Source organism: Herbaspirillum camelliae (assembly GCF_001929405.1).
GTDB classification, from domain to species: Bacteria; Pseudomonadota; Gammaproteobacteria; order Burkholderiales; family Burkholderiaceae_D; genus Herbaspirillum; species Herbaspirillum seropedicae.
In genome coordinates this window covers 5,114,720-5,140,916 of record NZ_KV880769.1, presented here as the reverse complement: position 1 = coordinate 5,140,916, position 26,197 = coordinate 5,114,720, and the positions used below count along the sequence as shown (strand labels likewise).

The 26,197-nt window shown below is 63.2% G+C and carries 24 protein-coding genes; 18 read left to right on the top strand and 6 right to left on the bottom strand.

The window, feature by feature from the left end; translation table 11 throughout:
* Positions 1-31 precede the first annotated feature (31 nt).
* The 3 genes from garD to BGK68_RS22970 all read left to right on the top strand — a co-directional run bounded on the left by garD (position 32) and on the right by BGK68_RS22970 (position 4,865).
* Positions 32-1,600 (top strand): galactarate dehydratase, encoded by a 1,569-nt coding sequence (gene garD / locus BGK68_RS22980; RefSeq protein WP_075258968.1) that lies wholly within the window; start codon positions 32-34, stop codon positions 1,598-1,600.
* 100 nt (positions 1,601-1,700) lie between these two features.
* Positions 1,701-2,801, top strand: a complete 1,101-nt coding sequence (locus tag BGK68_RS22975) for a lactonase family protein (RefSeq protein ID WP_198937245.1) — start codon at positions 1,701-1,703, stop codon at positions 2,799-2,801.
* 291 nt (positions 2,802-3,092) lie between these two features.
* The gene (locus BGK68_RS22970; RefSeq protein ID WP_075258967.1) at positions 3,093-4,865 is read left to right on the top strand and encodes a methyl-accepting chemotaxis protein; all 1,773 of its coding nucleotides are present in this window, start codon (positions 3,093-3,095) and stop codon (positions 4,863-4,865) included.
* 177 nt (positions 4,866-5,042) lie between these two features.
* On the opposite strand, the gene kdgD is transcribed toward BGK68_RS22970, so the two are convergent.
* On the bottom strand, positions 5,043-5,963 hold the full coding sequence (gene kdgD, locus BGK68_RS22965; protein ID WP_075258966.1) for a 5-dehydro-4-deoxyglucarate dehydratase: 921 nt from the start codon (positions 5,961-5,963) through the stop codon (positions 5,043-5,045).
* Positions 5,964-6,273: 310 nt separating this feature from the next.
* Entirely contained in the window at positions 6,274-7,041 is a 768-nt protein-coding gene (locus BGK68_RS22960) for a FadR/GntR family transcriptional regulator (protein WP_075258965.1), read from the bottom strand.
* A gap of 304 nt (positions 7,042-7,345) precedes the next feature.
* Between BGK68_RS22960 and iscR the strand changes: the two genes are divergently transcribed.
* The 9 genes from iscR (at position 7,346) to iscX (ending at position 13,860) form a co-directional block, all read left to right on the top strand.
* Complete coding sequence (iscR, locus tag BGK68_RS22955; RefSeq protein WP_075258964.1) at positions 7,346-7,840, top strand: Fe-S cluster assembly transcriptional regulator IscR; 495 nt, start codon at positions 7,346-7,348, stop codon at positions 7,838-7,840.
* A gap of 16 nt (positions 7,841-7,856) precedes the next feature.
* Positions 7,857-9,110, top strand: coding sequence for an IscS subfamily cysteine desulfurase (locus BGK68_RS22950; protein ID WP_075258963.1), 1,254 nt, complete (start codon positions 7,857-7,859; stop codon positions 9,108-9,110).
* Positions 9,111-9,194: 84 nt separating this feature from the next.
* Positions 9,195-9,593 (top strand): Fe-S cluster assembly scaffold IscU, encoded by a 399-nt coding sequence (gene iscU, locus BGK68_RS22945; protein WP_008330359.1) that lies wholly within the window; start codon positions 9,195-9,197, stop codon positions 9,591-9,593.
* A 55-nt stretch (positions 9,594-9,648) separates the two neighbouring features.
* Positions 9,649-9,972 carry an iron-sulfur cluster assembly protein IscA gene (iscA, locus tag BGK68_RS22940; protein ID WP_006712826.1) on the top strand — a complete coding sequence of 108 codons (324 nt, stop codon included), beginning with the start codon at positions 9,649-9,651 and terminating at the stop codon, positions 9,970-9,972.
* Between the two features lie 184 nt (positions 9,973-10,156).
* A complete protein-coding gene (gene hscB / locus BGK68_RS22935) occupies positions 10,157-10,672 on the top strand; it encodes a Fe-S protein assembly co-chaperone HscB (RefSeq protein WP_075258962.1) in 516 nt (171 codons plus the stop codon).
* A gap of 15 nt (positions 10,673-10,687) precedes the next feature.
* Positions 10,688-11,314: a LysE family translocator gene (locus BGK68_RS22930; RefSeq protein ID WP_075258961.1), complete on the top strand. Its 627-nt coding sequence runs from the start codon at positions 10,688-10,690 to the stop codon at positions 11,312-11,314.
* A gap of 47 nt (positions 11,315-11,361) precedes the next feature.
* On the top strand, positions 11,362-13,227 hold the full coding sequence (gene hscA / locus BGK68_RS22925) for a Fe-S protein assembly chaperone HscA (RefSeq protein WP_075258960.1): 1,866 nt from the start codon (positions 11,362-11,364) through the stop codon (positions 13,225-13,227).
* Positions 13,228-13,272: 45 nt separating this feature from the next.
* A complete protein-coding gene (fdx, locus tag BGK68_RS22920) occupies positions 13,273-13,611 on the top strand; it encodes an ISC system 2Fe-2S type ferredoxin (protein ID WP_013235088.1) in 339 nt (112 codons plus the stop codon).
* Positions 13,612-13,665: 54 nt separating this feature from the next.
* Positions 13,666-13,860 (top strand): Fe-S cluster assembly protein IscX, encoded by a 195-nt coding sequence (iscX, locus tag BGK68_RS22915; protein WP_075258959.1) that lies wholly within the window; start codon positions 13,666-13,668, stop codon positions 13,858-13,860.
* A gap of 86 nt (positions 13,861-13,946) precedes the next feature.
* Here the strand turns inward: iscX and BGK68_RS22910 are convergent, their stop codons facing one another.
* Positions 13,947-15,260: a DUF1501 domain-containing protein gene (locus tag BGK68_RS22910; RefSeq protein WP_075258958.1), complete on the bottom strand. Its 1,314-nt coding sequence runs from the start codon at positions 15,258-15,260 to the stop codon at positions 13,947-13,949.
* 19 nt (positions 15,261-15,279) lie between these two features.
* Complete coding sequence (locus tag BGK68_RS22905) at positions 15,280-16,842, bottom strand: DUF1800 domain-containing protein (protein ID WP_075258957.1); 1,563 nt, start codon at positions 16,840-16,842, stop codon at positions 15,280-15,282.
* Between the two features lie 425 nt (positions 16,843-17,267).
* Here BGK68_RS22905 and BGK68_RS22900 point away from each other — a divergent pair, with 425 nt between their 5' ends.
* Both BGK68_RS22900 and BGK68_RS22895 read left to right on the top strand, forming a co-directional pair.
* On the top strand, positions 17,268-18,011 hold the full coding sequence (locus tag BGK68_RS22900) for a response regulator transcription factor (RefSeq protein WP_407645716.1): 744 nt from the start codon (positions 17,268-17,270) through the stop codon (positions 18,009-18,011).
* Positions 18,012-18,031: 20 nt separating this feature from the next.
* Entirely contained in the window at positions 18,032-18,733 is a 702-nt protein-coding gene (locus tag BGK68_RS22895) for an Hpt domain-containing response regulator (protein WP_075258955.1), read from the top strand.
* A gap of 19 nt (positions 18,734-18,752) precedes the next feature.
* Here BGK68_RS22895 and BGK68_RS22890 read toward each other — a convergent pair whose 3' ends face one another.
* Positions 18,753-19,214: a rhodanese-like domain-containing protein gene (locus BGK68_RS22890; RefSeq protein WP_075258954.1), complete on the bottom strand. Its 462-nt coding sequence runs from the start codon at positions 19,212-19,214 to the stop codon at positions 18,753-18,755.
* 541 nt (positions 19,215-19,755) lie between these two features.
* Between BGK68_RS22890 and glnA the strand changes: the two genes are divergently transcribed.
* The 3 genes from glnA to ntrC all read left to right on the top strand — a co-directional run bounded on the left by glnA (position 19,756) and on the right by ntrC (position 24,067).
* A complete protein-coding gene (glnA, locus tag BGK68_RS22885; RefSeq protein ID WP_075258953.1) occupies positions 19,756-21,171 on the top strand; it encodes a type I glutamate--ammonia ligase in 1,416 nt (471 codons plus the stop codon).
* Between the two features lie 182 nt (positions 21,172-21,353).
* Entirely contained in the window at positions 21,354-22,427 is a 1,074-nt protein-coding gene (gene glnL / locus BGK68_RS22880; protein WP_075258952.1) for a nitrogen regulation protein NR(II), read from the top strand.
* A gap of 137 nt (positions 22,428-22,564) precedes the next feature.
* Positions 22,565-24,067: a nitrogen regulation protein NR(I) gene (gene ntrC, locus BGK68_RS22875; RefSeq protein ID WP_075258951.1), complete on the top strand. Its 1,503-nt coding sequence runs from the start codon at positions 22,565-22,567 to the stop codon at positions 24,065-24,067.
* Positions 24,068-24,186: 119 nt separating this feature from the next.
* Here the strand turns inward: ntrC and BGK68_RS22870 are convergent, their stop codons facing one another.
* Positions 24,187-25,818 (bottom strand): methyl-accepting chemotaxis protein, encoded by a 1,632-nt coding sequence (locus BGK68_RS22870; protein WP_075259963.1) that lies wholly within the window; start codon positions 25,816-25,818, stop codon positions 24,187-24,189.
* Between the two features lie 69 nt (positions 25,819-25,887).
* Here BGK68_RS22870 and BGK68_RS27670 point away from each other — a divergent pair, with 69 nt between their 5' ends.
* Positions 25,888-26,094 carry a hypothetical protein gene (locus tag BGK68_RS27670; protein WP_143433142.1) on the top strand — a complete coding sequence of 69 codons (207 nt, stop codon included), beginning with the start codon at positions 25,888-25,890 and terminating at the stop codon, positions 26,092-26,094.
* Positions 26,095-26,197: the final 103 nt, after the last annotated feature.

Sequence of the window (26,197 nt, the reverse complement as noted above, 5' to 3'; positions counted from 1 at the left end):
TTTTTGAGCATCCAGCCGTATGGGAACCAGCATGAGCACTGATACTTCCGCCAGCCAGGCATCCGCCCCGCGCTACATCATGATGAACGACACCGACAATGTCGCCATTGTCGTCAACGACGGCGGCCTGCCGGCCGGCACCGTCTTCCCGGACGGGCTGACGCTGGTCGACCGCGTCCCGCAAGGTCACAAGATCGCCCTGCGCGATCTCAAGCAGGGTGAAGCCATCGTGCGCTACGACGTGGCCATCGGCTACGCCGTGCGCGACATCCCCAAGGGCAGCTGGATCGAGGAATCGCTGGTGCAGATGCCGCCGGCGCGCGAGCTCGACAACCTCCCCATCGCGACCAGGAAGCCAGCTCCACAGCCGCCGCTGGAAGGCTATACCTTCGAAGGCTATCGCAATGCCGATGGTTCGGTTGGCACCCGCAATCTGCTGGCCATCACCACCACCGTGCAGTGCGTGGCCGGCGTGGTGGAACATGCGGTCAAGCGCATCCGTGCCGAGCTGCTGCCCAAGTATCCGAACGTGGAAGACGTGGTGGCGCTGGAGCACACCTATGGTTGTGGCGTGGCCATCGATGCGCCCAATGCCGGCATCCCTATCCGCACCTTGCGCAACATCAGCCTGAACCCCAACTTCGGTGGCCAGGCCATGGTGGTCAGCCTGGGATGCGAAAAGCTGCAGCCCAATCGCCTGCTGCCGGAAAACATGATCCCCATCCACAAGCAAGGCGAGCCCTATGTGGTCTGCCTGCAGGATGCGGAACACGTCGGCTTCAACTCCATGATCGATTCCATCATGAACATGGCCGAGGCGCGCCTGACCGAACTGAACAAGCGCCGCCGCGAAACCTGCCCGGCCTCCGACCTGGTGGTGGGCGTGCAGTGCGGCGGCAGCGATGCCTTCTCGGGCGTGACCGCCAACCCGGCGGTGGGCTTCGCCACCGACCTGCTGGTGCGCGCCGGTGCCTCGGTGATGTTCTCGGAAGTGACCGAAGTGCGCGACGGCATCGACCAGCTGACCTCGCGCGCAGTCAACGAGGAAGTGGCCCAGGCCATGATCCGCGAGATGGACTGGTACGACAACTACCTGAAGCAAGGCGGGGTGGACCGCAGTGCCAACACCACTCCCGGCAACAAGAAGGGCGGTCTGGCCAACATCGTCGAGAAGGCCATGGGCTCCATCGTCAAGTCGGGTTCCAGCCCCATCTCGGGTGTGCTCTCGCCGGGCGACAAGCTGCAGCAGAAGGGCCTGATCTACGCGGCCACGCCGGCCTCCGACTTCATCTGTGGCACCCTGCAACTGGCCGCCGGCATGAATCTTCACATCTTCACCACGGGCCGGGGCACGCCTTATGGCCTGGCTGCGGTGCCGGTCATCAAGGTGGCCACCCGCAATGATCTGGCGCGTCGCTGGCATGACCTGATGGATGTCAACGCCGGCCGCATCGCCAGCGGCGAGGCCAGCATCGAAGATGTCGGCTGGGAGCTGTTCCAGCTGATGCTGGACGTGGCCAGCGGCAAGAAGCGCACCTGGGCCGAGCAATGGAAACTGCACAATGCGCTGACCCTGTTCAACCCGGCGCCGGTGACCTGATCCTCTCTTGGGGCCCGCTTGCGGGTCCTTTTTTGTTCTTCTTCACTTGTCACTTGTTTCATCCGTACGCCCACAACAATATGGTTCGCCAGGAGACAGCATGAGCAGCAGCCTTTCCGCCCCTTCTTCCCGCCTCGCCACCTTGATTGCCACCTCCGCCCTCAGCCTGGCCGCCACCCACGCAGGTGCGGCCACCATTGCCTACGTTTCCAATGCCGACAGCCAGGACATCTACGTCCTGCGACTCAACAACGATGGCAGCGTCAACCTGATCGACAAGGTCGATACCGGCAGTACCGTGATGCCGCTGGCCATCAGCCCCGACCGCAAATACCTCTATGCGTCCCTGCGTAGCGAGCCGTATGCGGTGACCAGCTATGCCATCGATCCCGCCAGCGGCAAGCTCAAGGCGCTGTCCAGGGCGCCGCTGGCCGACAACATGGCCAATATTGCCACCGACCGCACGGGCCGCTACCTGCTGGCGGCGTCCTACTTCGGCAACAAGATCTCGGTCAATGCCATCGGCAGCGACGGCGCCGTGCAGACGCCGCCGCTGGCGGTGATCCCCACCGGCAAGAACGCACACTCGGTGCAGGTCGATCCCGCCAATGCCTTCGTCTTTGCCAGCAACCTGGGCAGCGACGTGATCCTGCAATACCGCTTCGATCCTGCTTCTGGCGCCGTCACACCCAATACGCCGCCCTCGGTGGCGACCAAGGCCGGGGCCGGTCCACGCCACTTCGTGTTCTCGCCCGACCAGCGTTTCCTCTATTGCGCCAACGAACTCGACGCCACCGTCAGCACCTATGCCTACGACCGCGAGGCGGGCACGCTGACCCTGCTGGGCAGTGACTCGGCCTTGCCGGAAGGCTTCCAGAGCAGCGAGCAACTGGCCGCTGCCGACCTGCACCTGACCCCGGATGGCCGCTTCCTCTATGCCACCGAGCGCACCTCCAATACCCTCACCGGCTACCGAGTGGACCGCGCCAGCGGCAAGCTGACCCGCATCTTCAACATCCCCACCGAAACCCAGCCACGGGCTTTCAACATCGATCCGCAAGGGCGCTACCTGCTCGCCGTTGGGCAAAAGGCTGGCCTGACCAGTTATGCCATCGATGCCGCCAGCGGGGCGCTGACCCCCTTGTTCCGCTATACCCTGGGCCGCAATCCGAACTGGGTCGAGATCATCGACCTGCCCTGATCGCCTCCGGGCCGGAGTTGCCTGTCCGCCATGTTCCGGCCCTGAGCGAGGAAAGGGGCTTGCCTTTCCGATAAGACTGTTTTTGCGCAATCTTTCATATGCTTGATCCAAAACAGGCAGGTCACTTCCTGACCGCTGCACAATGGCGCAAGGTCAGGCGCTGACCGCCCTATCCGGGAAATAGGGGTGGTTTTGGTCAGTTTGCCGTCTTATGGGAGAGACGGGGGCTGATGTATCGTCGAGGCAATAATTCATTTCTTGTGTTGTAAAAAAACTAAGCGGAGAGAGGGAATGCGGAATCTGACGGTTCGCTTCAGCCTGATGAGCGCGCTTGCGCTGTTTTCATGCATGATCGTGGTAGGCGCTGCGGTAGGTATCTTTGCCCTTGGCCGGGCCAACCACGCCACGGAATATGTCCATGAGATCACCGAGCGCGCCTTGCTGATCAACGATGCGTACAAGGACACCACTCGCACGCGTGCAGCGCACGGGCGCATGTATGCGACCCTGATGGAAAAGGGTGACCAGGCGGTGATCGATTCTGCGTTGAAGAGCGCAGAGATGACTTATGAGCGCAGCCTGAAATACCTCGACGAGTATGCCAAGTTGCCCGATCTGGAAGGCCAGGATCCGGCCACCAAGGCCGAGCTCCTCGAATCCGCCAAGGCGTTGAACGAGATCCTGAAGAAGGCCACCGACCTGCTCAAGGCCGGCGACGCGGCGGGCTACTCCCAGCTCAACAACAACTTCATCAGCAAGGGCGGCGCGCGGTTCTCGACCGCCCTGGATGCGTACCAGAAGCGGGCGATGGAGCTCAATGACAATGTCACCACCCAACGCCAGCGTGAATACAACCTGGTGGTCTGGCTGGTCGTGACCGGCCTGATCGGCGCCATGTTCCTGGTGGTGGGCGTGCATTTCCTGTTGCGCAACATCGTCCTCACGCCGCTCAACCGCGCCGTCCACCTGCTGGACCTGGTGGCCAATGGCGACCTGACCACCAAGGTGGAAGTGCAAAGCAGCAACGAGATCGGCCGTCTGTTCTCGGCCATCCGCAGCATGCAGCAAGCCTTGCTGACCACGGTTTCGCGGGTGCGCAGCAGTTCCGACAGCATCGACACCAGCGCCAAGGAAATCGCGGCTGGCAACATGGACCTGTCTTCGCGGACCGAACAGCAGGCCAGCTCGCTGGAAGAGACCGCCGCCTCGATGGAAGAACTGACCGGCACCGTCAAGCAGAATGCCGAGAACGCCTTGCAGGCCAACCAGCTGGCGCATTCGGCTTCGTCCACCGCCAGCAAGGGCGGCGAGGTGGTCTCGAAGGTGGTCGATACGATGCAGGCCATCAATGATTCCTCGCGCAAGATCGTGGACATCATCAGCGTCATCGACGGCATTGCTTTCCAGACCAACATCCTGGCCTTGAACGCCGCCGTGGAAGCGGCACGCGCTGGCGAGCAGGGGCGCGGCTTTGCGGTGGTGGCGTCGGAAGTGCGTTCGCTGGCCCAGCGCTCGGCGGCTGCCGCCAAGGAAATCAAGTCGCTCATCGATGACTCGGTGGAAAAGGTCGAGGCCGGCAGCCAGCTGGTCGAGCAGGCCGGTGCGACCATGAGTGAAGTGGTCACCAGCGTGCAGCGCGTCACCGACATCGTCGGCGAGATCGCCGAGGCCAGCCGTGAGCAGAGCACCGGGATTGAACAGGTCAACCGCGCCATCACCCAGATGGACGAAGTGACCCAGCAGAACGCTGCGCTGGTGGAAGAAGCGGCCGCTGCGGCCCAGTCCCTGCAGGCGCAGGCGACCAACCTGGTGGGTGCGGTGAGCATCTTCAAGATCGAGGCGCACCAGGTCGCGCCGGCTGGCAAGCCGGCTGCCAAGCCGCGCGCAGCCCCGGCGGCCCGGCCAGTGACGACGCCTGCCGCGCCCGCGGTGACAGCGGCTGCACCGTCCTCCGCTGCGCCAGCCCCCAAGAGCGCACCCAAGCTGCCGTCGGCGTCAGCCAAGGCGGCCAAACCGGCCAGCAGCCGCGCCAAGGATGATGCCCAGGATTGGGAAGAGTTCTAAGTCCGGCATCTTTGCTCTAAAGATAAAAAACCTCCGCAGCGATCATGCTGCGGAGGTTTTTTTTCGTCTCTCTGACCGATGCGGCAAGTCCGCCAAGTCCGCGCCAGCCAGGCTGGCGGATGTAAAAAGGGCCGCCCTGTTCTGGCGGCCCTTGGTTCTTGCGGCTACGGCAGACGCTTATTGCGGGCCGAGCTTCTTCATCAGTGCGGCCAGTTCTTCGTGCTCTTCAGGCGTGCAATCGGTCAGCGGAGTACGCACTGGACCGGCGTCGTGGCCGGCGATACGGGCGCCCGCCTTGACGATGGACACGGCATAGCCAGCCTTGCGGTTGCGGATGGCCAGGTAGGGCAGGAAGAATTCATCGATCAGCTTGCCCACGGTGTCGTGGTCTTCCTTGGCGATGGCCTGGTAGAACTCCACGGCGGTCTTGGGGATGAAGTTGAACACCGCCGAGGAATACACCGGCACGCCCAGCGCCTTGTAGGCCGCTGCATACACCTCTGCGGTCGGCAGGCCGCCCAGGTAGGTGAAGCGGTCGCCCAGCTTGCGGCGGATGTGGACCATAGGCTCGATCTCGCCGATGCCATCCTTGAAGCCGATCAGGTTGGGGCAGCGGTCGGCCAGCTTCTGCAGGGTTTCTGCGCTGAGCTTGCAGACGGCGCGGTTGTAGATGATCACGCCAAAGTTCACCGACTTGCAGACTGCCTCGACGTGGGCGGCGATGCCGTCCTGGCTGGCTTCGGTCAGGTAGTGGGGCATCAGCAGGATGCCGTGCGCGCCCAGGCGCTCTGCTTCCTGAGCGTAGGCGATGGCCGCTCGGGTGGAGCCGCCGGCGCCGGCGATGATGGGCACCTTGCCACGGCAGGTGTCCACGGCGGTGCGGATGATGTCCGAATACTCGTCCGGGACCAGCGAGAAGAATTCACCCGTGCCGCCTGCAGCGAACAGCGCGCTGGCGCCGTACGGGGCCAGCCATTCCAGGCGCTCGATATAGGTCTTCGGGCGGAAGTCGCCCTGCTCGTCGAAGTCGGTCAGCGGGAACGACAGCAGGCCGGAAGAGAGGATCTGTTTGAGGTCTTGGGGAGTGTACTGGGACATGTTTTCGCTCGACGCCGTTAAGAATTGGAAATGGGAAGGATTGGAATGGCTACCAATGCTCTGCTGCTTTGTTTGTCTCTGGATATCTATCCGGTTAGGATATCAGTCATCGTACAACATAAGATTTCAGAAATCCAGCACTTTTTTGCCGCGCTTTGATGCTTGCGGACGGAGGTGATGTCGGGGGTTTCCTGGGGAGGAAGGGGGGGCAGGGGAAGGAAGCTGAAGGGCAGATACAGGAGGGAAGAACCTGGCCAAGTCCCACGCGGCCCCGGTCCTGCGGTGGACCGGACCAGCGTGGGTGTGCGGATCAGGCGGCGCTGGTGCTGCCCGATTCGGCTTCCTGTTGCGCGCGACGCAGGCGTTCGCGGCTGTTGGTAAGGTGGTTGCGCATGGCGGCGCGCGCGGCCTCGGCGTCGCCGCGGGCGATGGCTTCATAGATGTCTTCGTGCTCGCGCTGCACCCGGTCCAGGTAGCTGGCCTGCTGGTCATGGGCCAGCTCGGCCGTGTTGATGCGCTTGCGCGGGATCACGCCCATGCCCAGATGGCTGATGATCTCGATGAAGTAGCGGTTGCCGGTGGCGTTGGCGATGGCGAAGTGGAAGCGGAAATCCGGCCCCACGGTGTCGCCGCCGCCTTGCTGGTTGGCGCGGAACAGATCGAGCGCCTCGCGGATTTCCTGCAACTGTTCATCGGTGCGGCGGGCAGCGGCCAGGCCGGCGGTTTCGGTTTCCAGGCTGATGCGCAGTTCCAGCAGCGCCAGCAGGTCACGCATGGTGGTGATGGTGGCCGGATCGATGTTGATGTTGCCGCCTTTCTTGGCCTCCAGCACGAAGGTGCCGATGCCGTGGCGGGTTTCCACCAGGCCGGCGGCCTGCAGGCGCGAGATGGCTTCGCGCACCACGGTGCGCGATACCCCTTGGGTCTGCATGATCTCGGATTCTGTGGGCAGCTTGTCTCCGGGCGTGAGGCTGCCATTGCTGATCATCGCGGTCAGCGCGGCCACGACCTCCTGCGACAGGCTCTGTGGCTTGCGGCGCGGGCGCAGCAGGGGGTTGGGGGTATCGCTTACATCCATATCGTTCTAGTTTGAGTGGCGGCGCGGACCGGGCTTGTGGTTGTTCGGTCAGTCCGCATGACGCCTGATGGAAAAGTTCGGCACATCTTACCAGATCGATAAGTGGCCAATCCTGAACATGCCGGCCCAAAGCGTGAGATTAGCGCAATTTGCCGAGGAGGTCAGACAAGTTTCACTGCAATATGAAGGAATGATGATCTGGGTCGGTGCTTGTACCTGACAGAATTACTCGGGTTTGCTATACTTGACTCAAATATTCGGGAATTCAGGGCCAATCGGTTCACTTGTTTCTGGAGCGGAATTCATGCGTCTAACCACCAAAGGTCGTTTTGCCGTCACGGCGATGATTGACCTGGCCTTGCGCCAGGGCAAGGGTCCCGTCACGTTGTCGGCCATCAGCGAGCGCCAGGAAATTTCTTTATCATATCTGGAGCAGTTGTTCGGCAAGTTGCGGCGGCACCAGATCGTCGAGTCCGTGAGGGGGCCTGGCGGTGGTTACAATCTCGCCCGCAAGGCCGCCGACGTCTCGGTGGCCGACATCATCATTGCAGTGGACGAACCGCTGGATGCAACCCAGTGCGGCGGCAAGGAAAATTGCCACAGCGCTTCGCATCCCGGCGGCGCACGCTGTATGACGCATGACCTATGGTCCACCCTGAACGAAAAGATGGTCGAGTACCTGGATTCGGTGTCGCTCCAGGATCTGGTCGACCAGCAAAAAGAACCCAAGCCGGCGGAGCAGCGTGCCGCCGACTCGCAGAGCGTGGTGGTGATGCACCGCCCGCAAGCCGCAGCCTGATTTGGAGCAAGCACACATGAACGCACCCTTGGAAAAAAGCCTGCTGGAGACCATCAAGGCTCCGCACTTCCCGATCTACATGGATTACTCGGCGACCACCCCGGTCGATCCGCGCGTGGCCGACAAGATGATCCCCTACCTGCGCGAGCAGTTCGGCAATCCCGCCTCGCGCAGCCACATGTATGGCTGGACCGCCGAGAAGGCCGTGGAAGAGGCCCGTGAAGAAGTGGCCAAGCTGGTCAACGCCGATTCGCGCGAGATCATCTGGACCTCCGGCGCCACCGAGAGCAACAACCTGGCCATCAAGGGTGCAGCGCAGTTCTACAAGTCCAAGGGCAAGCACATCATCACCGTCAAGACCGAGCACAAGGCGGTACTGGATACCTTCCGCGAGCTCGAGCGCGTGGGCTTCGAAGCGACCTACCTGCAGCCGCAGGACAACGGCCTGGTGACGGTCGAGCAGATCGCCGCGGCCGTGCGTCCGGATACCATCCTGGTTTCGGTCATGCTGGTCAACAACGAAATCGGCGTGATCCAGCCGGTGCCGGAGATCGGCGAGTTCTGCCGTTCCAAGGGCATCATCTTCCACAGCGACGCCGCGCAAGCGACGGGCAAGGTCAAGATCGACCTGGAAAACTGGAAGGTCGACCTGATGAGCTTCTCGGCCCACAAGAGCTATGGTCCCAAGGGCATCGGCGCGCTGTACGTGCGCCGCAAGCCGCGCGTGCGCATCGAAGCGCAGATGCACGGCGGTGGCCACGAGCGCGGTCTGCGTTCGGGCACCCTGGCCACGCACCAGATCGTGGGCATGGGCGAAGCCTTCCGCCTGGCCCGTGAAGAGATGGACAGCGAACTGGCCCGCATCCGCGCCCTGCGCGACCGCCTGGCCAAGGGCTTGCAAGAGATCGAAGAGACCTACATCAACGGCGACATGGAGCACCGCGTGCCGCACAACCTGAACGTGAGCTTCAACTACGTGGAAGGTGAGTCGCTGATCATGGCCATCAAGGATATCGCCGTTTCTTCCGGTTCGGCCTGCACCTCGGCCAGCCTGGAGCCCTCCTACGTGCTGCGCGCCCTGGGTCGCAGCGACGAGCTGGCACACAGCTCGATCCGCTTCACCATCGGCCGCTTCACCACCGAGGAAGACATCGATTTCACCATCGAGCTGATCAAGAGCAAGGTCGGCAAGCTGCGCGAGCTGTCCCCGCTGTGGGACATGTACAAGGACGGCGTGGACCTGTCCACCATCCAGTGGGCGGCCCACTAACCAGGACTCTGCCAGCCATCGCCAGCAGCCGCAGTAGAGCAGGGCAAGGGCGATGGGCGAAACCATCATCTAGGGAGCAAGAACATGTCTTATTCGGAAAAAGTACTCGACCACTATGAAAACCCCCGCAACGTCGGCGCCTTCGAAAAGGGCGACGAGACCGTGGGCACCGGCATGGTCGGCGCGCCGGCCTGCGGCGACGTGATGAAGCTGCAGATCAAGGTGGGCGCCGATGGCGTCATCCAGGACGCCAAGTTCAAGACCTACGGCTGCGGTTCGGCCATCGCCTCGTCTTCCCTGGTGACCGAATGGGTCAAGGGCAAGACCCTGGACGAAGCACTGTCCATCAAGAACACCCAGATCGCCGAAGAACTGGCGCTGCCGCCGGTGAAGATCCACTGCTCGATCCTGGCCGAAGACGCCATCAAGGCAGCGGTGCAGGATTACAAGGCCAAGCACGGCGCGGAACAGAAGGCAGCCTGAGCGGCCTTTTTCCGACAGCAGCACTCGCGGTTTTCGATTTCGTAAGGCAAGCATCATGGCAATCACGTTGACAGAGAAGGCAGCAAAACACATCAGCCGCTACATGGAGCGCCGTGGCAAGGGCATCGGCCTGCGCCTGGGTGTGCGCACCACCGGTTGCTCCGGCCTGGCCTACAAGCTGGAGTATGTGGATGAACAATCGTCCGAAGACACCGTCTTCGAGTCGCATGGCGTGCGCGTCTTCGTCGATCCCAAGAGCTTGCCCTACATCGATGGCACCGAGCTGGACTTTGCCCGCGAGGGTTTGAACGAAGGCTTCAAGTTCCAGAACCCCAACGTCAAGGACGAGTGCGGCTGCGGCGAAAGCTTCCGCATCTGAGCCGCACTCCTGATCCTTGTCGATGCCGTCGCGCCGGCCTTGCGGTGCGGGCGGCCAGTGCTTAGCCGGCTCGTGATAGCCTTGTGACAGCCTCGTGATCGCTCCATGCGGGGCCGCCCGGTCACCGCGCCGTCCCTGATGTGCCAAGCCTGTTGCAGTCCGACAGGCTTTTTATTTTTCAGCCATGCAAAACCACTACGACCTGTTCCAGTTGCCGCAACGCTTCGCCATCGACCTAAAGGCGCTGGAGCGGGCTTTCCATCGCGTGCAGAGCCAGGCCCATCCGGACAAGTTCGCCCACGCCAGCGATGCCGAAAAACGCGTGGCGATGCAATGGGCCACGCGCGCCAACGAGGCCTACCAGACGCTGAAGCATCCCTTGAAGCGCGCGCGCTACCTGTGCGAACTGCACGGCGTGGACCTGCAGACCGAATCCAACACCGCCATGGCCCCGGCCTTCCTGATGCAGCAGATGGAATGGCGCGAGACCCTTGATGACGCCAAGGCGGCCAAGGACATCGACGCCCTGGAACAGCTCAACACCGAACTGCTGGCCGAGAAGAAGGCCGAGATCGGTCGCATCGAAGCGCTGCTCGATGCCGGCGACTACGCCGCGGCCGGCAAGCTGGTGCGCCAGCTGATGTTCCTCGACAAGTTCGGCGCTGAAATCGGTGATGCCTTCGCCCTGATCGAAGGCTGAGCTCGGGAGCCGCCCATGCCTGACCTGATCCTGTTCCTGCTGGCCGCGATGACGCTGACCCTGGCCCCCGGCCCGGACAACCTCTACGTCCTTACGCGCGGCATCGCCCAGGGCCGCAAGGCCGGCCTGGTGGCTGCCGCCGGCTTCTGCTCGGGACTGGTGTTCCATACGCTGCTGGCGGTGCTGGGCTTTGCGGCCCTGATCAAGGCCTATCCGCCGGCCTACCACGCCTTGCAATATGCGGGCGCGGCCTACCTGGCCTATCTGGGCGTGCGTACCTTGCGCTCGGCCTCGGCGGGCCTGGCGCTGGCCGCAGATGGGCAGGGCGTGGCCGCAGTACCGCTGCGTCGCATCTACTGGCAGAGCGTGCTGGCCAACATGCTCAATCCCAAGGTGACGCTGTTCTTCATCGCCTTCCTGCCGCAGTTCGTGCAGCGCGAAGCGGGTCATGAAGCCTTGCAGATGCTGGTGCTGGCGCTGGTGTTCATCGTCCAGGCCTTTGCCATCTTCAGCGCCATCGCACTTTTTTCCGGCGCGGTCGGCGCCTATTTCCGCCGCCGCGCCACGGCGTCCGTCCATCTGAACCGCCTGGCAGGCTGTGCCTTCATCGGCCTGGGCATCCGGATGGCCTTACCTGAATAACAGCGAGTCACATCGCTCAACACCGCTCCACGACGAGTCCAATTCCTATGGCTTTACTGCAGATTTCCGAACCGGGCATGTCCACCGCGCCGCACCAGCGTCGCCTGGCTGTCGGTATCGACCTGGGTACCACCAATTCGCTGGTGGCCACCGTGCGCAACAGCATTCCCGAAGTGCTGGCCGATGACGACGGCCGCGTGCTGCTGCCGTCGGTGGTGCGCTACCTGCCCAATGGTCACGCCAACATCGGCTACAAGGCGCAGGCGGCCCAGACCACCGATCCGCGCAACACCATCGTCTCGGTCAAGCGCTTCATGGGCCGCGGCCTCAAGGACATTGCCCACGCCGAGAACATGCCCTACGACTTCCAGGACCAGCCCGGCATGGTGCAGATCAAGACCGTGGCCGGCGTGAAGAGCCCGGTGGAAGTGTCGGCCCAGATCCTGGCCACGTTGCGTCAGACTGCCGAAGACGCCCTGGGCGACGACCTGGTCGGCGCCGTCATCACGGTTCCGGCCTACTTCGACGATGCCCAGCGCCAGGCCACCAAGGATGCCGCTCAGCTGGCAGGCCTGAATGTGCTGCGTCTTCTGAACGAACCGACGGCTGCAGCCATCGCCTATGGCCTGGACAACTCATCGGAAGGCGTCTTCGCAGTCTATGATCTGGGCGGCGGTACTTTCGATATCTCCATCCTCAAGCTCACGCGCGGTGTCTTCGAAGTGCTGGCCACCGGCGGCGATTCGGCCCTCGGAGGCGACGACTTCGATCACCGGCTGTTCTGCTGGATCAGCCAGGAAGCGCAACTGCAACCACTGTCGGATGAAGATACGCGCCTCTTGATGGTCAAGGCCCGCGAGGTCAAGGAACTGCTTTCCACCAAGGACGAAGTGCAGATCGATGCCGTGCTCAGGTCCGGCGAGGAAGTGCATCTGTCGATCACCGCTGCGCAATTCAACGAGATCACCCAGCATCTGGTGGCCAAGACCATGGCCCCGGTGCGCAAAGCCCTGCGCGATGCCGGCCTGACGGTGGAAGATGTCGACGGTGTGGTGCTGGTCGGCGGCGCCACCCGCATGCCGCATATCCGCCGCGCCGTGGGTGAGTTCTTCAAGACCAACCCGCTGTCCAACATCGACCCCGACAAGGTCGTGGCGCTGGGCGCGGCGGTGCAGGCTAATCTGCTGGCTGGCAATCGCGCACCGGGCGACGACTGGCTGCTGCTGGACGTGATCCCGCTGTCGCTGGGCATCGAGACCATGGGCGGCCTGGCCGAGAAGGTCATCCCGCGCAATTCCACCATCCCCTGCGCACGCGCCCAGGAATTCACCACCTTCAAGGACGGCCAGACCGCCATGGCCATTCACGTGGTGCAGGGCGAGCGCGAGCTGGTGGCCGACTGCCGCTCGCTGGCCCGTTTCGAGCTGCGCGGCATTCCCCCGATGGCTGCTGGCGCGGCGCGTATCCGCGTGACCTACCAGGTCGATGCCGATGGCTTGCTGGCCGTGTCGGCGCGCGAGATGACCTCGGGTGTGGAAGCGTCCATCACCGTCAAGCCCTCGTACGGCCTGGGCGACGACGAAATCGCCCGCATGCTGCAAGAATCCTTCAGCTCGGCTGACGAAGACATGCAACGCCGCGCCCTGCGTGAAGAACAGGTCGAAGCCGAACGCATCGTCCTGGCGACGCGCTCTGCGCTGCAGGCGGACGCCGCGCTGTTGTCCGAAGACGAGCGCAAGCTCATTGAAGCGCAGGTGGAGGCGGTGAGCGCCGCTGCGCAAGGTACCGACCACCTCGCCATCAAGGCTGCGGTGGATGCGCTGGCGCACGGTACTGAGGAATTCGCCGCCCGCCGCATGGACCGCAGCGTCCACGCCGCGCTGGCCGGCAAGAAACTGGATGAAGTCGCTTGAGCGGCTTCCTGACCTGAACACTGTAGACAAGACCCGAGAGCCACCATGCCCCAGATCGTCATCCTCCCCCATCCGGTCCTCTGCCCCGAAGGCTCGGTGATCGACGCCCCCGCCGGCAAGACCCTGTGCGATGCGCTGCTGGACAGCGACATTGACATCGAACACGCCTGCGAAAAGTCCTGCGCCTGTACCACCTGCCACGTCGTCATCCGCGAAGGCTTCGAGACCCTCGATGATCCGACCGACAAGGAAGAAGACCTGCTGGACATGGCCTGGGGCCTGGAAGCCACCTCGCGCCTGTCCTGCCAGGTGGTGCTGGGCGAAGACGACCTGACCGTCGAAATCCCCAAGTACACCATCAACCACGCCTCGGAAAATCACTGATTCACTGATGCACTGAGGACCACGTCCGGCGCACACTGCGCCGTGGAGACCGACATGAAATGGACTGATACCCAGCAGATCGCCGAGGAACTCTACGACAAGTTTCCCGAGATCGATCCCAAGACCATCCGCTTCACCGACCTGCATCGCTGGGTAATGGAGCTGGACGGATTTGACGATGATCCCAACCGTTCCGGTGAGCGCATCCTGGAGGCGATCCAAGCAGCGTGGATTGCCGAAGTGGAGTGAACTTCGGCAGTTGATGTTCGCGAGTAAAAAAACCGTATCCATCGATACGGTTTTTTTACGCCACGAATTGCCGGCGCCGTTTTATTTCATACGAAGAGGTTGGGCACCCCTTTGGCCCCGTTAGCATATTGGGGAAAGATCTTCTCCAATGCCTGGTCCGGAATGCGCATATGCCGCTCCGAAAGCGCACACAGCACCGCGCGGAAATCAGTGGTGATGGCCAGATCGCGCCCCTCGTTCAAGGCCGCCTGGTTCAAGCCCGGCCACTGTCCATAGATCTTGCCGCCGCGCAGATTGCCCCCCATCAGCCACAGCGCATTGCCATGACCATGATCGGTGCCGCCATTGCCGTTCTCGCGGAAGGTGCGGCCGAATTCGGACATCACCACGATCACCGTGTCATTGAAGGCCGGCCCCAGCTCATGGGCCAGCGTGGCCAGCCCTGCACCCAGCGGGGAGAGTCGTCCAGCCAGTTGGCCAGTGCCATTGCCCTGGTTGATGTGGGTGTCCCAGCCGCCCACCGCCAGGAAGGCCAGACGGATGCGTGGATCATGGCGCATCAAGCGGTCCAGCCGCGCCGTATCCATCGACAGCCCATTGGGCAGCGGCGCGCCGTTGTTGGCCATCTGCTGTTCCTGGCTGTTGATCTCGGCCATCAGTTCGCGGCGCGCGGCGATGCCGTCGCGGTAGGCCTTGGCGATGGCATCGTCGCCCTCATAGAGCGGGCTGTAGGCCTGCAGCATGCGCGGCTGGTCGATCAGGCCGGGACGCGTGGCGGCACGCCCGCTCTGCAGGTTGGCCACGACATTGTGGCCGCTGAGGATGCGCGGCGTGGCGTCGCCCACATTGAGCGCCTGCAGGGGCGATTCCGACGGCGGCAGGTAGCCCATGAGGCGATTGAGCCAGCCGTCACGGGTGGTGTGCTGTCCGGGCGTGCCGGTCTCCATGTAGTCCTGCGCCTCGAAGTGCGAGCGCGAGCCATCGGGTGAGCCAGAGGCATGCACGAAGGCCAACTGGCCGCTTTCCCAGTAGGGCAGCAGCGGCGCGAGGGCCGGATGCAGGCCGAAGTAGCCGGTCAGGTCGAGTGCGCCATTGGCCTGGCCGGGACGCGCCACGGCGATGCTGGGGCGGGCGCGGTAATACTCCGGATCGCCATGCGGCACCACTACATTCAAGCCATCGACCGCGCCGCGCAGGAACACCACGATCATGCGTGGCGCGCCATCGCCGTTGGCGTGCGCCCTGGGCGCCGGCGAGCCATAGGCCAGCCGCGCTGGGGTGGCGCGGCTGATGCTCTTGTCGCCGGTGGGAGCGACCGCGCAGCCGGACAGGCCGATCGGCACCAGGATGGCGCCGCCGGTGGCGGCGCCCAGGTAGCGGATGAAATCGCGACGGTTCATGGAAGTCCTCGGACAGGGATCAGCGTTTCATGAAATCGGGGCCGCCCAGGATCAGGCCAGCCTGCACGTTCTCTGGGGCGGCCAGGATCTTGGCTGCAGTCTGCGGCGCGACCGCTGGACCTAGGGTGCGCAGCAACTGCTGCGCATCCACGGGCCGCGCATCTGCGTTCGAAGGAGGCGCTTCGCCCTCGGGCCGGGCAATCGGCGACTTGCCATTGACCAGGTTGCCGGCAAAGTTGATCCGCCGCAGCAGGGCGTCCGGATTGAGCCAGGCCGCTTGCGAATACTTGTAGCCTTCCGGCGTGAGCCAGCCATACAGCGGCATGCCGAACTGCGCCAGCGCACCATTGACCGGCTTGGCGTTGCGCACCGGGATGTCGCTGGCCCGCAAGGCTGAGACCACGAACTGGTAGGGCGTCTTGAACTGCGTCTGGTAATTGCTGCGCGCCCAGAACTGCGGGCTGTCGAACAGGGTCTTGAGCACCGCGCGCAGATCGCCATGCGTGGCGAGGAAGGTCTGTGACAGCTTCTGCACCAGCGCCGGATCGGGCTGGTCCGACACGAAATACTGCACCAGCTGGGTCGAGATGAAGCGCGCCGTCGCTGGGTGGTTGGCCAGGATGTCGAGTGCGGCTTCACCCTCCTGGTAGCCGGTGGCCGCCAGTGGCTTGCCGAGGAACACCTTTGGGTTCGGGTCATGGCGCTGCGCCGCGAAGGAGAACGGGGCCGCACCGGCTTTCATCGCATTGACGTCGATGGTCCAGCCCGAGAGGATGCGCGCCAGCGTGATCACGTCGGCCTGCTGGTAGCCACCGTCCACGCCCAGGGTATGCAGTTCCATCAGCTCGCGGGCGTAGTTCTCGTTGAGTCCCTTGAAGCGCCCGCGTGCTCCGCGTGTGTCCGCGCCGCTGGAGAGCCAGTTGTCGAGGTAGTAGAGCATGGCTGGATGATGCGCCACCGCGCCCAGCAGATCGCGGAAGTTGCCCAGCGCATAGGGGCGGATGGCGTTCTTTTCATAATCACCCACCCAGTAGCGCACCCATTCCTTGCCCTCGAAGACATTGAAGTGATTGGCCCAGAACTCGGTCATCACTTCTTCCAGCTGGCGCGGACTGTCGGTGGCCTGCAGCAGCCGCGCCATATGGAACTGCGGCGTCAGCTCGCGCGGGGCGCGCTGGCGGGCGGCCTGTTTTTCTTCCTTGCTGCCCTCCTTGTCGAAGGAAGGTGGTCCATAGTCCACGAACAATTGTGCTGGCGTCATCTGCAAGCCGGGCAGGGCCGCCAGCGATGCCTGCAGTTGCGCCGGCAGGGGGATGCGCTCTGGATGCAATTGCTGGTCGATGTAGCGCTTGACGCCCATGCGCTCGACTTCTTCCAGGTCGCCCGGACGCGGGCCATAGGCCAGGCGGTTCAGCACGTGCAGCGCACGTTCCTGTTCCGACAGCGGAGCGGCCGCCGGTGTGGGTGTGGCGGCATGCGCTGCGGGCAATTGGCCAGCCAGCAGTCCCAGCAGGGCCAGCGTGAGCAGGCAACGTGCGCGCGCCGCAGGGGCAGCGGACGGATTTTGGCGTAACGGGCGCATCAATGAGCCTCGCAGTTATCGACGACATTTGTTGAGGCCAGTATGGACAAAGGCCGTGAGCCCGGCTGTAAGAAAGTGTAATGCGGCGCAGCCGGCGTTCTGGCGGCTTAACGCCGGCTCCGGCATTTTGGTTGTCATGACGGGCAGGGGAAGTGAAGCAAACATCTTCTTCCCCATGCACCATGGGCTTGTTGCCAATTCATACATGCATTGGCAAAGAAGAAGCCGTGATGATCCGGGAGTCTCTTGCCAGGTGGGAGGGCAGAATGCAGGTTCGAGGATAAAGGCCGCTTTCCCCTCGGTTTTTTGAGACGATTCCTATGCGGGAAAAGCGCATGCTACAGGACAATAGCACCTGCGTTGCATCGCAAGTGCATGAGGCCAGCGTCGGCGCACCACGACAAAAACGGGGACGGGACAGCAGCATGAGCAGCACGATATGGACACTGGCATCGAGGATGCGCATTGCCTTGCTCGACGACCACGCGGTGGTCCGTTACGGCCTGGCCGCACGCCTGGCGGAGGAACCGGATCTGGAAGTGGTCGGCAGCTTCGCCACCAGCAAGGAATTGATGACTGCGCTGCGCGCCTCGCCGGCCGACCTGTTGCTCATCGACTATTCGCTGGGCAGCAATGACATCGATGGCCTGAACCTGATCCGCGCGCTGCGCGTGCGCTTCCCCCGCAGCAAGATCCTGGTCACCTCGGCCCACAACAACCCGGCTACCGTGGCCCTGGCGATGAAGGCCGGGGCACGCGGCTTCGTGGGCAAGTCGCAGGAGCTGGGCGAGCTGATCCAGGCCATCCGCACCGTTTCGGTGGGCCGTGAATATCTCAATGCCGCCATGGCGCGCGAACTGACCGCGATGCTGGCCAGCGACACTCCCACCGCTGCGCCCGATGGCGGCCAACCCCAGGCGCGCCCGCCGCGCCGCAAGCGCAGCAGCCCGCCTTCCAGCGATTCGCTCTCGGAAATGCCCAGCCTCTCGCCACGCGAGCGCGAAGTGCTGCGCTGCTGCCTGGATGGGCTCTCGGTCACCGCGATCGCCGACAAGTTCGCCCGCAGCGTCAAGACCATCAGCGGCCAGAAGCAATCGGCCTTCCGCAAGCTGGGCGTACGCAGCGACAACGAGCTGTTCAAGATCGAATACCAGATCAAAGACCTGTAAGACCAGCAAGGAGACAGAAGATGAACCGCAGTGAGCCGAGGATCTTGCTCGTCGATGATTCGGCGACGATCCGTTATGCGATGCAGAATCGCTTGCAATCGCTGGGCTGCCAGGTCCAGGTGGCGGCCGACGGCGCGGCCGCGCTGGCGGCGATCCGCGCCCAGCCGCAGGGGATGGTGCTGCTGGATTGCTTTCTGCCGGACCTGCCCGGCCACGAGGTGGCGCGTCAGGTGCGCGCCCTGGAACAGCAAGACCCGCAGCGTCCCTACACGCCCTTGATCGGCATTTCCGCCGAGGCTGATGCGGCGCACGTGCGGCTATGCCTGGACGGCGGCATGGATGGCATGCTCGACAAGCCCGTGCAGACCGCCGACCTGCGCAAGATGCTCTCGCTCTGGTGCGATCATGAATGTGGCGACGAGGGCGCTGCGCTGCCCCCGCGCGAGGAATATGCACGCGACCTGGCGCGCTTGTTCCTGAGCACCTCGCAGCACGACCTGGCGGCCCTGCAACAGGCCCACCGGGCCGGCGACCTGGCGACCATGGGCAAGCTGGCGCACCGGATGAAGGGCGCGGCGCTGACCATGCAGCGCAACGAGATCGTGGCCCTGCTGGAGTGCCTGGAAGAGGCCATGCAGGACGACTATGACACCCAGGACGCTATCGCCCTGTTGTTGACGTCACTGGAGAAGGTGTTGGCCGCAAGCGCTACGCCGGGCTAGGAGAGCGTCAAGCCGAAGCTTAGGCGCTCACCCACGGCAAGCCCGCCTTGCACCAGCCCTCGACGGTCTTGCGGTGGCCCGCGGCGTCCTTGTTGCCCTCGAATCCTTCGAGGATGTCGAAGCAATGGGTATAGCCATGCTCGGTCGCCAGCTTGGCCGCATGCTTGGAGCGCACGCCCGAACGGCACAGGAACAGCAGCACATCGTCGGGGTTCGTGACTTCCCGCAACTGTTCCAGGAATTGCGGGTTGGGCTTGCCCTCGGGATAGAGATTCCATTGCACCGCCAGATGCTGTGCCGGCGCGATCTGGACCACGCCGACCCAGTCGCGCTCGGCGCGGGTGCGGACATCGACCAGCTTGATGCTGCTGTCGCCTTCGAGCAGGGCCAGCGCTTCGGCCGGCGTGACCGCGCCGCGGTAGGGGAGCTGTGCATCGGCGGCGCGTTGGGTGGCGGCGGAGAGGATATCTTGAGTGCTCATGCTGGGTTCGCTATCAAGTGTCAGGTATCAGTGTCAGGTATCGTTGATCGTGGATCGCTGTTTGGGGCCGGGGCAAGCACCCCAGGTCATCGCCACAGGCAATCGCACCGGGAGGACAGATTCTAAAGCCAAACCGGCGCGCGTCCCCGGCCTCGCTTGCTTCGGTTGCTTTGCTTGCTTGATGTGGCCGCTTTGGTGCGTGCCTGCTGCGATAGCAAACGCTGCCCCAGAAAAGCGCAGGCACCAAAACAGGGCAATTCAGCTTGTTTCTTTCATTTGTGCATTTTAATGGTGCATCATCCTAAAAACGCACTAAAATAATGCATCTGCTTGCGGCCTCTGCACCGCAGGGATCGGCCCGCAGGCCGTGTCCTCCCTAAAATATCTCATCCTGTGCGCACCCTAAAGGTTGGTGGCATGGAATCTGCTATCATCCGCCACTGAGTTCGGCGCAAGACCGTTGTATCAAATGCAAAGATCCAGTCGCAGAAAACGGCTCAACACCCCAATTTATACTACTTCCTCGTTTTAGGAGATTCGCATGGCAAGGACGGCCGCAGAGGTTTTGAAGATGGTGAAGGACAACGAAGTCAAGTTTGTCGACTTCCGTTTCGCTGACACCCGTGGCAAGGAACAGCACGTGACCGTGCCGGTTTCGCATTTCGACATCGACAAGTTCGAGTCCGGTCACGCCTTCGACGGTTCGTCGATTGCCGGCTGGAAGGGTATCGAAGCCTCCGACATGCTGCTGATCCCGGACCCGAACACCGCCAACATCGACCCGTTCATGGAAGAAACCACGCTGTTCATGCAGTGTGACGTGATCGAGCCGTCCGACGGCAAGGGCTATGACCGCGATCCGCGCTCCATCGCCAAGCGCGCTGAAGCCTACCTGAAGTCCTCCGGCCTGGGCGACACCGCCTACTTCGGTCCGGAACCCGAATTCTTCATCTTCGACGGCGTGCGTTGGGGCGCCGACATGTCCGGCTCCTTCGTCAAGATCGAATCCGAAGAAGCTTCCTGGAGCACCGGCGCCGAGATCGAAGGCGGCAACTCCGGCCACCGTCCGACCGTCAAGGGCGGCTACTTCCCGGTTCCCCCGGTCGACAGCTTCCAGGACATGCGTTCGGAAATGTCCCTGATCATCGAATCCCTGGGCATCCCCGTCGAAGTGCACCACCACGAAGTGGCTGGCGCTGGCCAGAACGAACTGGGCACCAAGTTCTCGACCCTGGTCGAGCGTGCTGACTGGACCCAGACCATGAAGTACGTGATCTGGAACGTCGCCCACACCTACGGCAAGACCGCGACCTTCATGCCCAAGCCCCTGGTTGGCGACAACGGCTCCGGCATGCACGTTCACCAGTCCGTCTGGAAGGATGGCAAGAACCTGTTCGCTGGCGACGGCTATGCCGGCCTGTCCGAGTTCGCGCTGTACTACATCGGCGGCATCATCAAGCACGCCAAGGCTCTGAACGCCATCACCAACCCTGGCACCAACTCGTACAAGCGTCTGGTCCCCGGCTTCGAAGCCCCGGTCAAGCTGGCCTACTCGGCCCGCAACCGTTCGGCCTCGATCCGTATCCCGCACGTGGCCAACCCGAAGGGCCGTCGTATCGAGACCCGTTTCCCGGATCCCCTGGCCAACCCGTACCTGTGCTTCTCGGCCCTGCTGATGGCCGGTCTGGATGGCGTGCAGAACAAGATCCACCCGGGCGAAGCCGCCACCAAGGACCTGTACCACCTGCCGCCGGAAGAAGACAAGCTGATCCCGACCGTGTGCTCCTCGCTGGATGAAGCGCTGGAACACCTGGACAAGGACCGCGAGTTCCTGACCCGCGGCGGCGTGTTCACCGACAGCATGATCGATGCCTACATCGATCTGAAGATGCAGGAAGTCCAGCGCTTCCGCATGACCACGCACCCGATCGAATTCGACATGTACTACTCGCTGTAATCGAATCCGCATCCGGACAAAAAGGGGAAGCTTGCTTCCCCTTTTTTTATGCGCGCAGGCAAGTCCCCCCCTGAGTTCCGTGCATCCCTTGCATCCTCATGGGAGCGCGCCCGAAACTTGCTAGTGTTCCCGCACGAACGACTCTGCTCCACGACATGAATCCAGGCTCCCCGACTACCGCCATGAAGACTCCGTTCCCCTCCCTCGAAGGTCTCGACCTGCTGGCCTCGGCGGTGATCATCCTCGACGCCGCCGGCGGCATCGTCTATGCCAATGCCGCCGCCGAGAACCTGCTGGAGAGCTCCTTCAAGGTGCTCTCGCAGCAGAAGCTCTCGGAGCTCTTCCTCAACGGCAAGGAGCTCTCGGCCCTGTTCTACCAGGCCATCGAACACCAGTTCGCCGACAAGCGCCTGGACCTGGTGCTGGAACGCGCCAACCGCGAACCGCTGCAGGTCCACACCATCGTCACACCGCTGGACAACCCCGACATGCCGGTGCTGCTGGAGCTGCGCGAAAATGTCCAGCAATTGAAGCTGGACCGCGAAGAGCGCATCTTCGACCAGAGCCAGGCCAACAAGGAACTGATCCGCAACCTGGCCCACGAGATCAAGAATCCGCTGGGCGGCATCCGCGGCGCCGCGCAACTGCTGGAGCTGGAACTGCCCGAGCGGCACCTCAAGGAATTGCGCGAATACACCCAGGTCATCATCAAGGAAGCCGATCGCCTGCAGACCCTGGTAGATCGCCTGCTGGCGCCGCACCGGCATCCGCACATCGTCGGCGACGTCAACATCCATGAAGTCTGCGAACGCGTGCGCAGCTTGGTCATGGCCGAGTTCCCGCAGGGGCTGACCATCAAGCGCGACTATGACCTGTCCATCCCGGAATTTCGCGGCGACAAGGAGCAACTGATCCAGGCCGTGCTCAACATCGTGCACAACGCCGCCCAGGCGCTGGCCGACCGTATCCGCGCCGGCGATGGCGAGCTCATCCTGCGCACCCGCGTGAGCCGTCAAGTGACGCTATCCAAGGTCCGATACCGGCTGGCACTAGACTTGCATATCATCGATAACGGTCCGGGCATCCCCCCCGACATCCAGGACAGAATCTTCTATCCGCTGGTGTCGGGACGGGAAGGTGGCAGCGGACTGGGGCTGACCCTGGCGCAGACGTTCGTCCATCAACACATGGGCGTGATCGAATGCGACAGCCGGCCAGGTTGTACCGATTTCAGAATACTTATACCGCTGCCGTGAGCATGGCCGCAGGCGGCGCGCCAAAGCCGACATGACGGAAGACATCCCGTCATCCAAGGGGGCTGCGGACAGGGCGCCAGAAGCGACCTGGCTCGCGGGAGCATCAACAGCAAGACCAACGCAGGAAGACGTGATTTATGAAACCAATCTGGATTGTTGACGACGACGAATCGATACGCTGGGTGCTCGAAAAAGCACTGGCCCGGGAAAATCTCGCCACACAAAGTTTTTCCAGCGCACGCGATGCCATCGCCGCCCTGCAAAACGGGACGCCGCAAGTGCTGGTTTCCGACATCCGCATGCCCGGCGCTTCCGGGCTGGAGTTGCTGCAGACCGTCAAGGCCAAGCATCCGGGCATCCCGGTGATCATCATCACCGCCTTCTCGGACCTGGACTCGGCCGTCTCGGCCTTCCAGGGCGGCGCTTTCGAATACCTGGCCAAGCCTTTCGACGTGGACAAGGCGGTCGAGCTGATCCGCCGCGCCCTCGACGAGAGCCTGCGCGAGACCGACATCGAGCAGGGCGCCGCACAGACCCCCGAGATTCTTGGCCAGGCGCCGGCCATGCAGGACGTGTTCCGCGCCATCGGGCGTCTGTCGCAATCGAACGTGACCGTGCTCATCACCGGCGAGTCCGGCTCCGGCAAGGAACTGGTGGCGCGCGCCCTGCACAAGCACAGCCCGCGCGCCAGCCAGCCCTTCGTGGCGCTCAATACGGCGGCCATTCCCAAGGACTTGCTGGAATCCGAACTGTTCGGTCACGAGCGCGGCGCCTTCACCGGCGCGCAAGCCATGCGCCGTGGCCGCTTCGAGCAGGCCGAGGGCGGCACCTTGTTCCTCGATGAAATCGGCGACATGCCGCTGGACCTGCAGACACGCCTGTTGCGCGTGCTCTCGGATGGACACTTCTATCGTGTCGGTGGCCATCAATCCATGAAGGCCAACGTGCGCGTCATCGCCGCCACCCACCAGAACCTGGAACAACGGGTGCGTGAAGGCTTGTTCCGCGAAGACTTGTACCACCGCCTCAACGTGATCCGCCTGCGCCTGCCCAGCCTGCGCGAGCGCAGCGAGGACATCCCCATCCTGGCCCGTTACTTCCTGGCACAGAGCGCGCGTCAGCTCGGCGTGGAAGCCAAGCGGCTCTCGCCGCAGGCCATGCAGTTCCTGTCCCAACTGGAATTCCCCGGCAACGTACGCCAGCTGGAAAACCTGTGCAACTGGATCACCGTGATGGCCCCCGGCCAGACCGTGGAAATCAAGGACCTGCCGCAAGACCTGGTGGAAGAACGCGTGCATGCGCCGCAACCGGCGCAGATCGTGGCCGCTCCGGCCTCGGCGGCAGCCCTTCCGATGGCCTATGCCGAGGCTGTGCCAGGCGTGGCGTCTGGCTCGGCCGATGGCGCTCCCAGCGCCAGCTGGATCACGCTGCTGGAAACCGAAGCCGCACAGATGCTGGCCTCTGAACAGCCCGAGGTGATGGATATCCTCGGCCGCCAGTTCGAGGCTGCGCTGATCAAGGTCGCCTTGAAGCATACCCACGGCCGCAAGAACGATGCCGCCGTGCGCCTGGGCATCGGACGCAACACCATCACCCGCAAGATCCAGGAACTGGGCATCGGCGGGGCGGAAGACGACTGAGCCTCACAGGTCAGGGCGGGTTTCAAGCCGCTCGTGGTGGGAAAAGACAAATGGCCTGGATCGCATGATCCAGGCCATTTGCATTGTTCATTGCCTCGGCGCCGCTATTGCCGCGGCCATCAAGACAGCGCCGGCGTGGTCAATGGCCGCCCCAGCTGGGGCGCGGAGGGCATGCCGGGCAGGGTGCGCAGTGCCTGCTCATCCAGCTTGAAGACCGACACCGCCGTGGTGAGCGCTTGCGCCTGTTGCATCATGGACTGCGCCGCTGCCGCCGCTTCTTCCACCAGCGCCGCGTTTTGCTGCGTGACCTGGTCCATCTGCACGATGGCCGTATTGACCTGGCCGATGCCGGCGCTCTGTTCTTCGGAGGCTGCGGCAATTTCCTTCATCAGGTCGGTGGTGCGGGCGCTGGACTGCATGATCTCGGCAATCGTCGCGCCGGCCGCTTCGACCAATTGGGAGCCGTTGCGGATGCGCCCCACCGAGTCTTCAATCAGGTCCTTGATTTCCTTGGCCGCAGCCGAGCTGCGCTGGGCCAGCGCGCGCACTTCCGAGGCGACCACGGCGAAGCCGCGTCCGTTCTCGCCGGCGCGGGCAGCTTCCACGGCAGCGTTGAGCGCCAGGATATTGGTCTGGAAGGAAATGCCTTCGATGACGCTGATGATGTCCGACATCTGGTGCGAGCTCACGCTCATCTCGCGCATCGTCGTCACCACCTCGGCGATCTCTGCCTCGCCCCGGCGCGCCACTTCCGCTCCGGCGCTGGCCATGCCGCTGGCCTGCTTGGCGTTGCCCGCATTCTGTTGCACGGTGCTGGTCAGTTCTTCCATGCTGGAGGCGGTCTCTTCCAGCGAGGCGGCCTGTTCTTCGGTGCGCTGCGAGAGATCGATGTTGCCCTGCGCGATCTCCTGGGCAGCCACGTGGATGGACGTGCTGGCATGCTGGATCTGGCCCACCAGGCCGCTGAGCTGGTCGCGCATGATCATCAGCGAGCGCATCAGGCTGCCGTTGTCATTGCTCTTGAGTTCCAGTCGCGCTGCCAGGTTGCCGGCGGCGATCTGGCCCGACAGCCACATCGCCTCGCCCGGTTCACCCCCGAGCTGGCGCGTGAGGCGGCGGCTGATCAGCAGCGCAATGCCCAGTCCCGCCAGCGCCGCGGCCAGAGTGAAGGCGATGATGGTGAGGTGGCTCTGCGCATAGCTGGCCTGGCCGTGCTCGACCGCCTGCGCCGCGCCTTCCTGGTTGATCTTGATGATCTGCTGGATCTTGGCTTCCATGGCGGTACGCACCGGATAGAGCGTGTCCTTCATGGTGTTGGCGGCTTCTTCTTCCTTGCCTTGCTCCACGCTTTGCAGCAACTGGTCGCCGATCTGCATATAGCGGGCCAGCAGGACTTGCAGCTCGTCGTAGGCGCTTTGTTCGGCGGGCGAGCTGATGAGGTGACGGTACTGCTCGCTGGCCTTGGTATAGCGTCCCAGGGCAGCGGTGATGCGGGTGCGAGCGTCTTGCATGCGCTGCGCATTGTCGGCGGTCAGGGCGCGGTATTGGGCCAGGTTGACCGCCCGCATCTCGGCCAGCATGGTTTGCGCGGTCGTCACGCTGGGCATCCAGTTGCCCTGGACGTCGACCAGTTGGGCGTTGATCTTTCCCATGATGTAGAGGGACGTTCCTCCCAGCGTAGCCATGAAGAGGATCAGGATGGAAAAGCCCAGCATGAGCTGGGTGGCGACTTTGGTATTTCGGATGTTCACGATGTGACCTGAGGGGAAAGGGCAGAGCGCATTGGAGGCGGCCTGCGCAGTGGATGACGGAGGTCCGGCATGGATGGCCTTGCGGCAGTGCGCCTCGGCCAGCAGCAAGCTCCTGGCATTGCATCGCCGAAGCGGTCATCTCTGTGGATGGAATATTGGGCGGTTTCGGCGATGTCGTCGGGCGACATCTTCATGGCATACCGGGCGATAGATGCGCATTGCACTCTAATGGCGACATTGCTCAAACACAATATGATTTTTGTTGCCTATTGGTAATGGCAGAGGCAAGTCAATGATGGCACTGCTGGTCAAGCAAGCTTGAACGCGGCCAGAACGGAAGAGGGAGAAGGAAACAGCAGGAAGAAAATCAAGCGCATGG

Excerpts from the sequence above, each read along its gene's own strand:
- garD (WP_075258968.1), top strand. The coding sequence starts at position 32 with ATGAGCACTGATACTTCCGCCAGCCAGGCATCCGCCCCGCGCTACATC.
- BGK68_RS22975 (WP_198937245.1), top strand. The coding sequence starts at position 1,701 with ATGAGCAGCAGCCTTTCCGCCCCTTCTTCCCGCCTCGCCACCTTGATT.
- BGK68_RS22970 (WP_075258967.1), top strand. The coding sequence starts at position 3,093 with ATGCGGAATCTGACGGTTCGCTTCAGCCTGATGAGCGCGCTTGCGCTG.
- kdgD (WP_075258966.1), bottom strand. The coding sequence starts at position 5,963 with ATGTCCCAGTACACTCCCCAAGACCTCAAACAGATCCTCTCTTCCGGC.
- BGK68_RS22960 (WP_075258965.1), bottom strand. The coding sequence starts at position 7,041 with ATGGATGTAAGCGATACCCCCAACCCCCTGCTGCGCCCGCGCCGCAAG.
- iscR (WP_075258964.1), top strand. The coding sequence starts at position 7,346 with ATGCGTCTAACCACCAAAGGTCGTTTTGCCGTCACGGCGATGATTGAC.
- BGK68_RS22950 (WP_075258963.1), top strand. The coding sequence starts at position 7,857 with ATGAACGCACCCTTGGAAAAAAGCCTGCTGGAGACCATCAAGGCTCCG.
- iscU (WP_008330359.1), top strand. The coding sequence starts at position 9,195 with ATGTCTTATTCGGAAAAAGTACTCGACCACTATGAAAACCCCCGCAAC.
- iscA (WP_006712826.1), top strand. The coding sequence starts at position 9,649 with ATGGCAATCACGTTGACAGAGAAGGCAGCAAAACACATCAGCCGCTAC.
- hscB (WP_075258962.1), top strand. The coding sequence starts at position 10,157 with ATGCAAAACCACTACGACCTGTTCCAGTTGCCGCAACGCTTCGCCATC.
- BGK68_RS22930 (WP_075258961.1), top strand. The coding sequence starts at position 10,688 with ATGCCTGACCTGATCCTGTTCCTGCTGGCCGCGATGACGCTGACCCTG.
- hscA (WP_075258960.1), top strand. The coding sequence starts at position 11,362 with ATGGCTTTACTGCAGATTTCCGAACCGGGCATGTCCACCGCGCCGCAC.
- fdx (WP_013235088.1), top strand. The coding sequence starts at position 13,273 with ATGCCCCAGATCGTCATCCTCCCCCATCCGGTCCTCTGCCCCGAAGGC.
- iscX (WP_075258959.1), top strand. The coding sequence starts at position 13,666 with ATGAAATGGACTGATACCCAGCAGATCGCCGAGGAACTCTACGACAAG.
- BGK68_RS22910 (WP_075258958.1), bottom strand. The coding sequence starts at position 15,260 with ATGAACCGTCGCGATTTCATCCGCTACCTGGGCGCCGCCACCGGCGGC.
- BGK68_RS22905 (WP_075258957.1), bottom strand. The coding sequence starts at position 16,842 with ATGCGCCCGTTACGCCAAAATCCGTCCGCTGCCCCTGCGGCGCGCGCA.
- BGK68_RS22900 (WP_407645716.1), top strand. The coding sequence starts at position 17,268 with ATGAGCAGCACGATATGGACACTGGCATCGAGGATGCGCATTGCCTTG.
- BGK68_RS22895 (WP_075258955.1), top strand. The coding sequence starts at position 18,032 with ATGAACCGCAGTGAGCCGAGGATCTTGCTCGTCGATGATTCGGCGACG.
- BGK68_RS22890 (WP_075258954.1), bottom strand. The coding sequence starts at position 19,214 with ATGAGCACTCAAGATATCCTCTCCGCCGCCACCCAACGCGCCGCCGAT.
- glnA (WP_075258953.1), top strand. The coding sequence starts at position 19,756 with ATGGCAAGGACGGCCGCAGAGGTTTTGAAGATGGTGAAGGACAACGAA.
- glnL (WP_075258952.1), top strand. The coding sequence starts at position 21,354 with ATGAAGACTCCGTTCCCCTCCCTCGAAGGTCTCGACCTGCTGGCCTCG.
- ntrC (WP_075258951.1), top strand. The coding sequence starts at position 22,565 with ATGAAACCAATCTGGATTGTTGACGACGACGAATCGATACGCTGGGTG.
- BGK68_RS27670 (WP_143433142.1), top strand. The coding sequence starts at position 25,888 with ATGGATGGCCTTGCGGCAGTGCGCCTCGGCCAGCAGCAAGCTCCTGGC.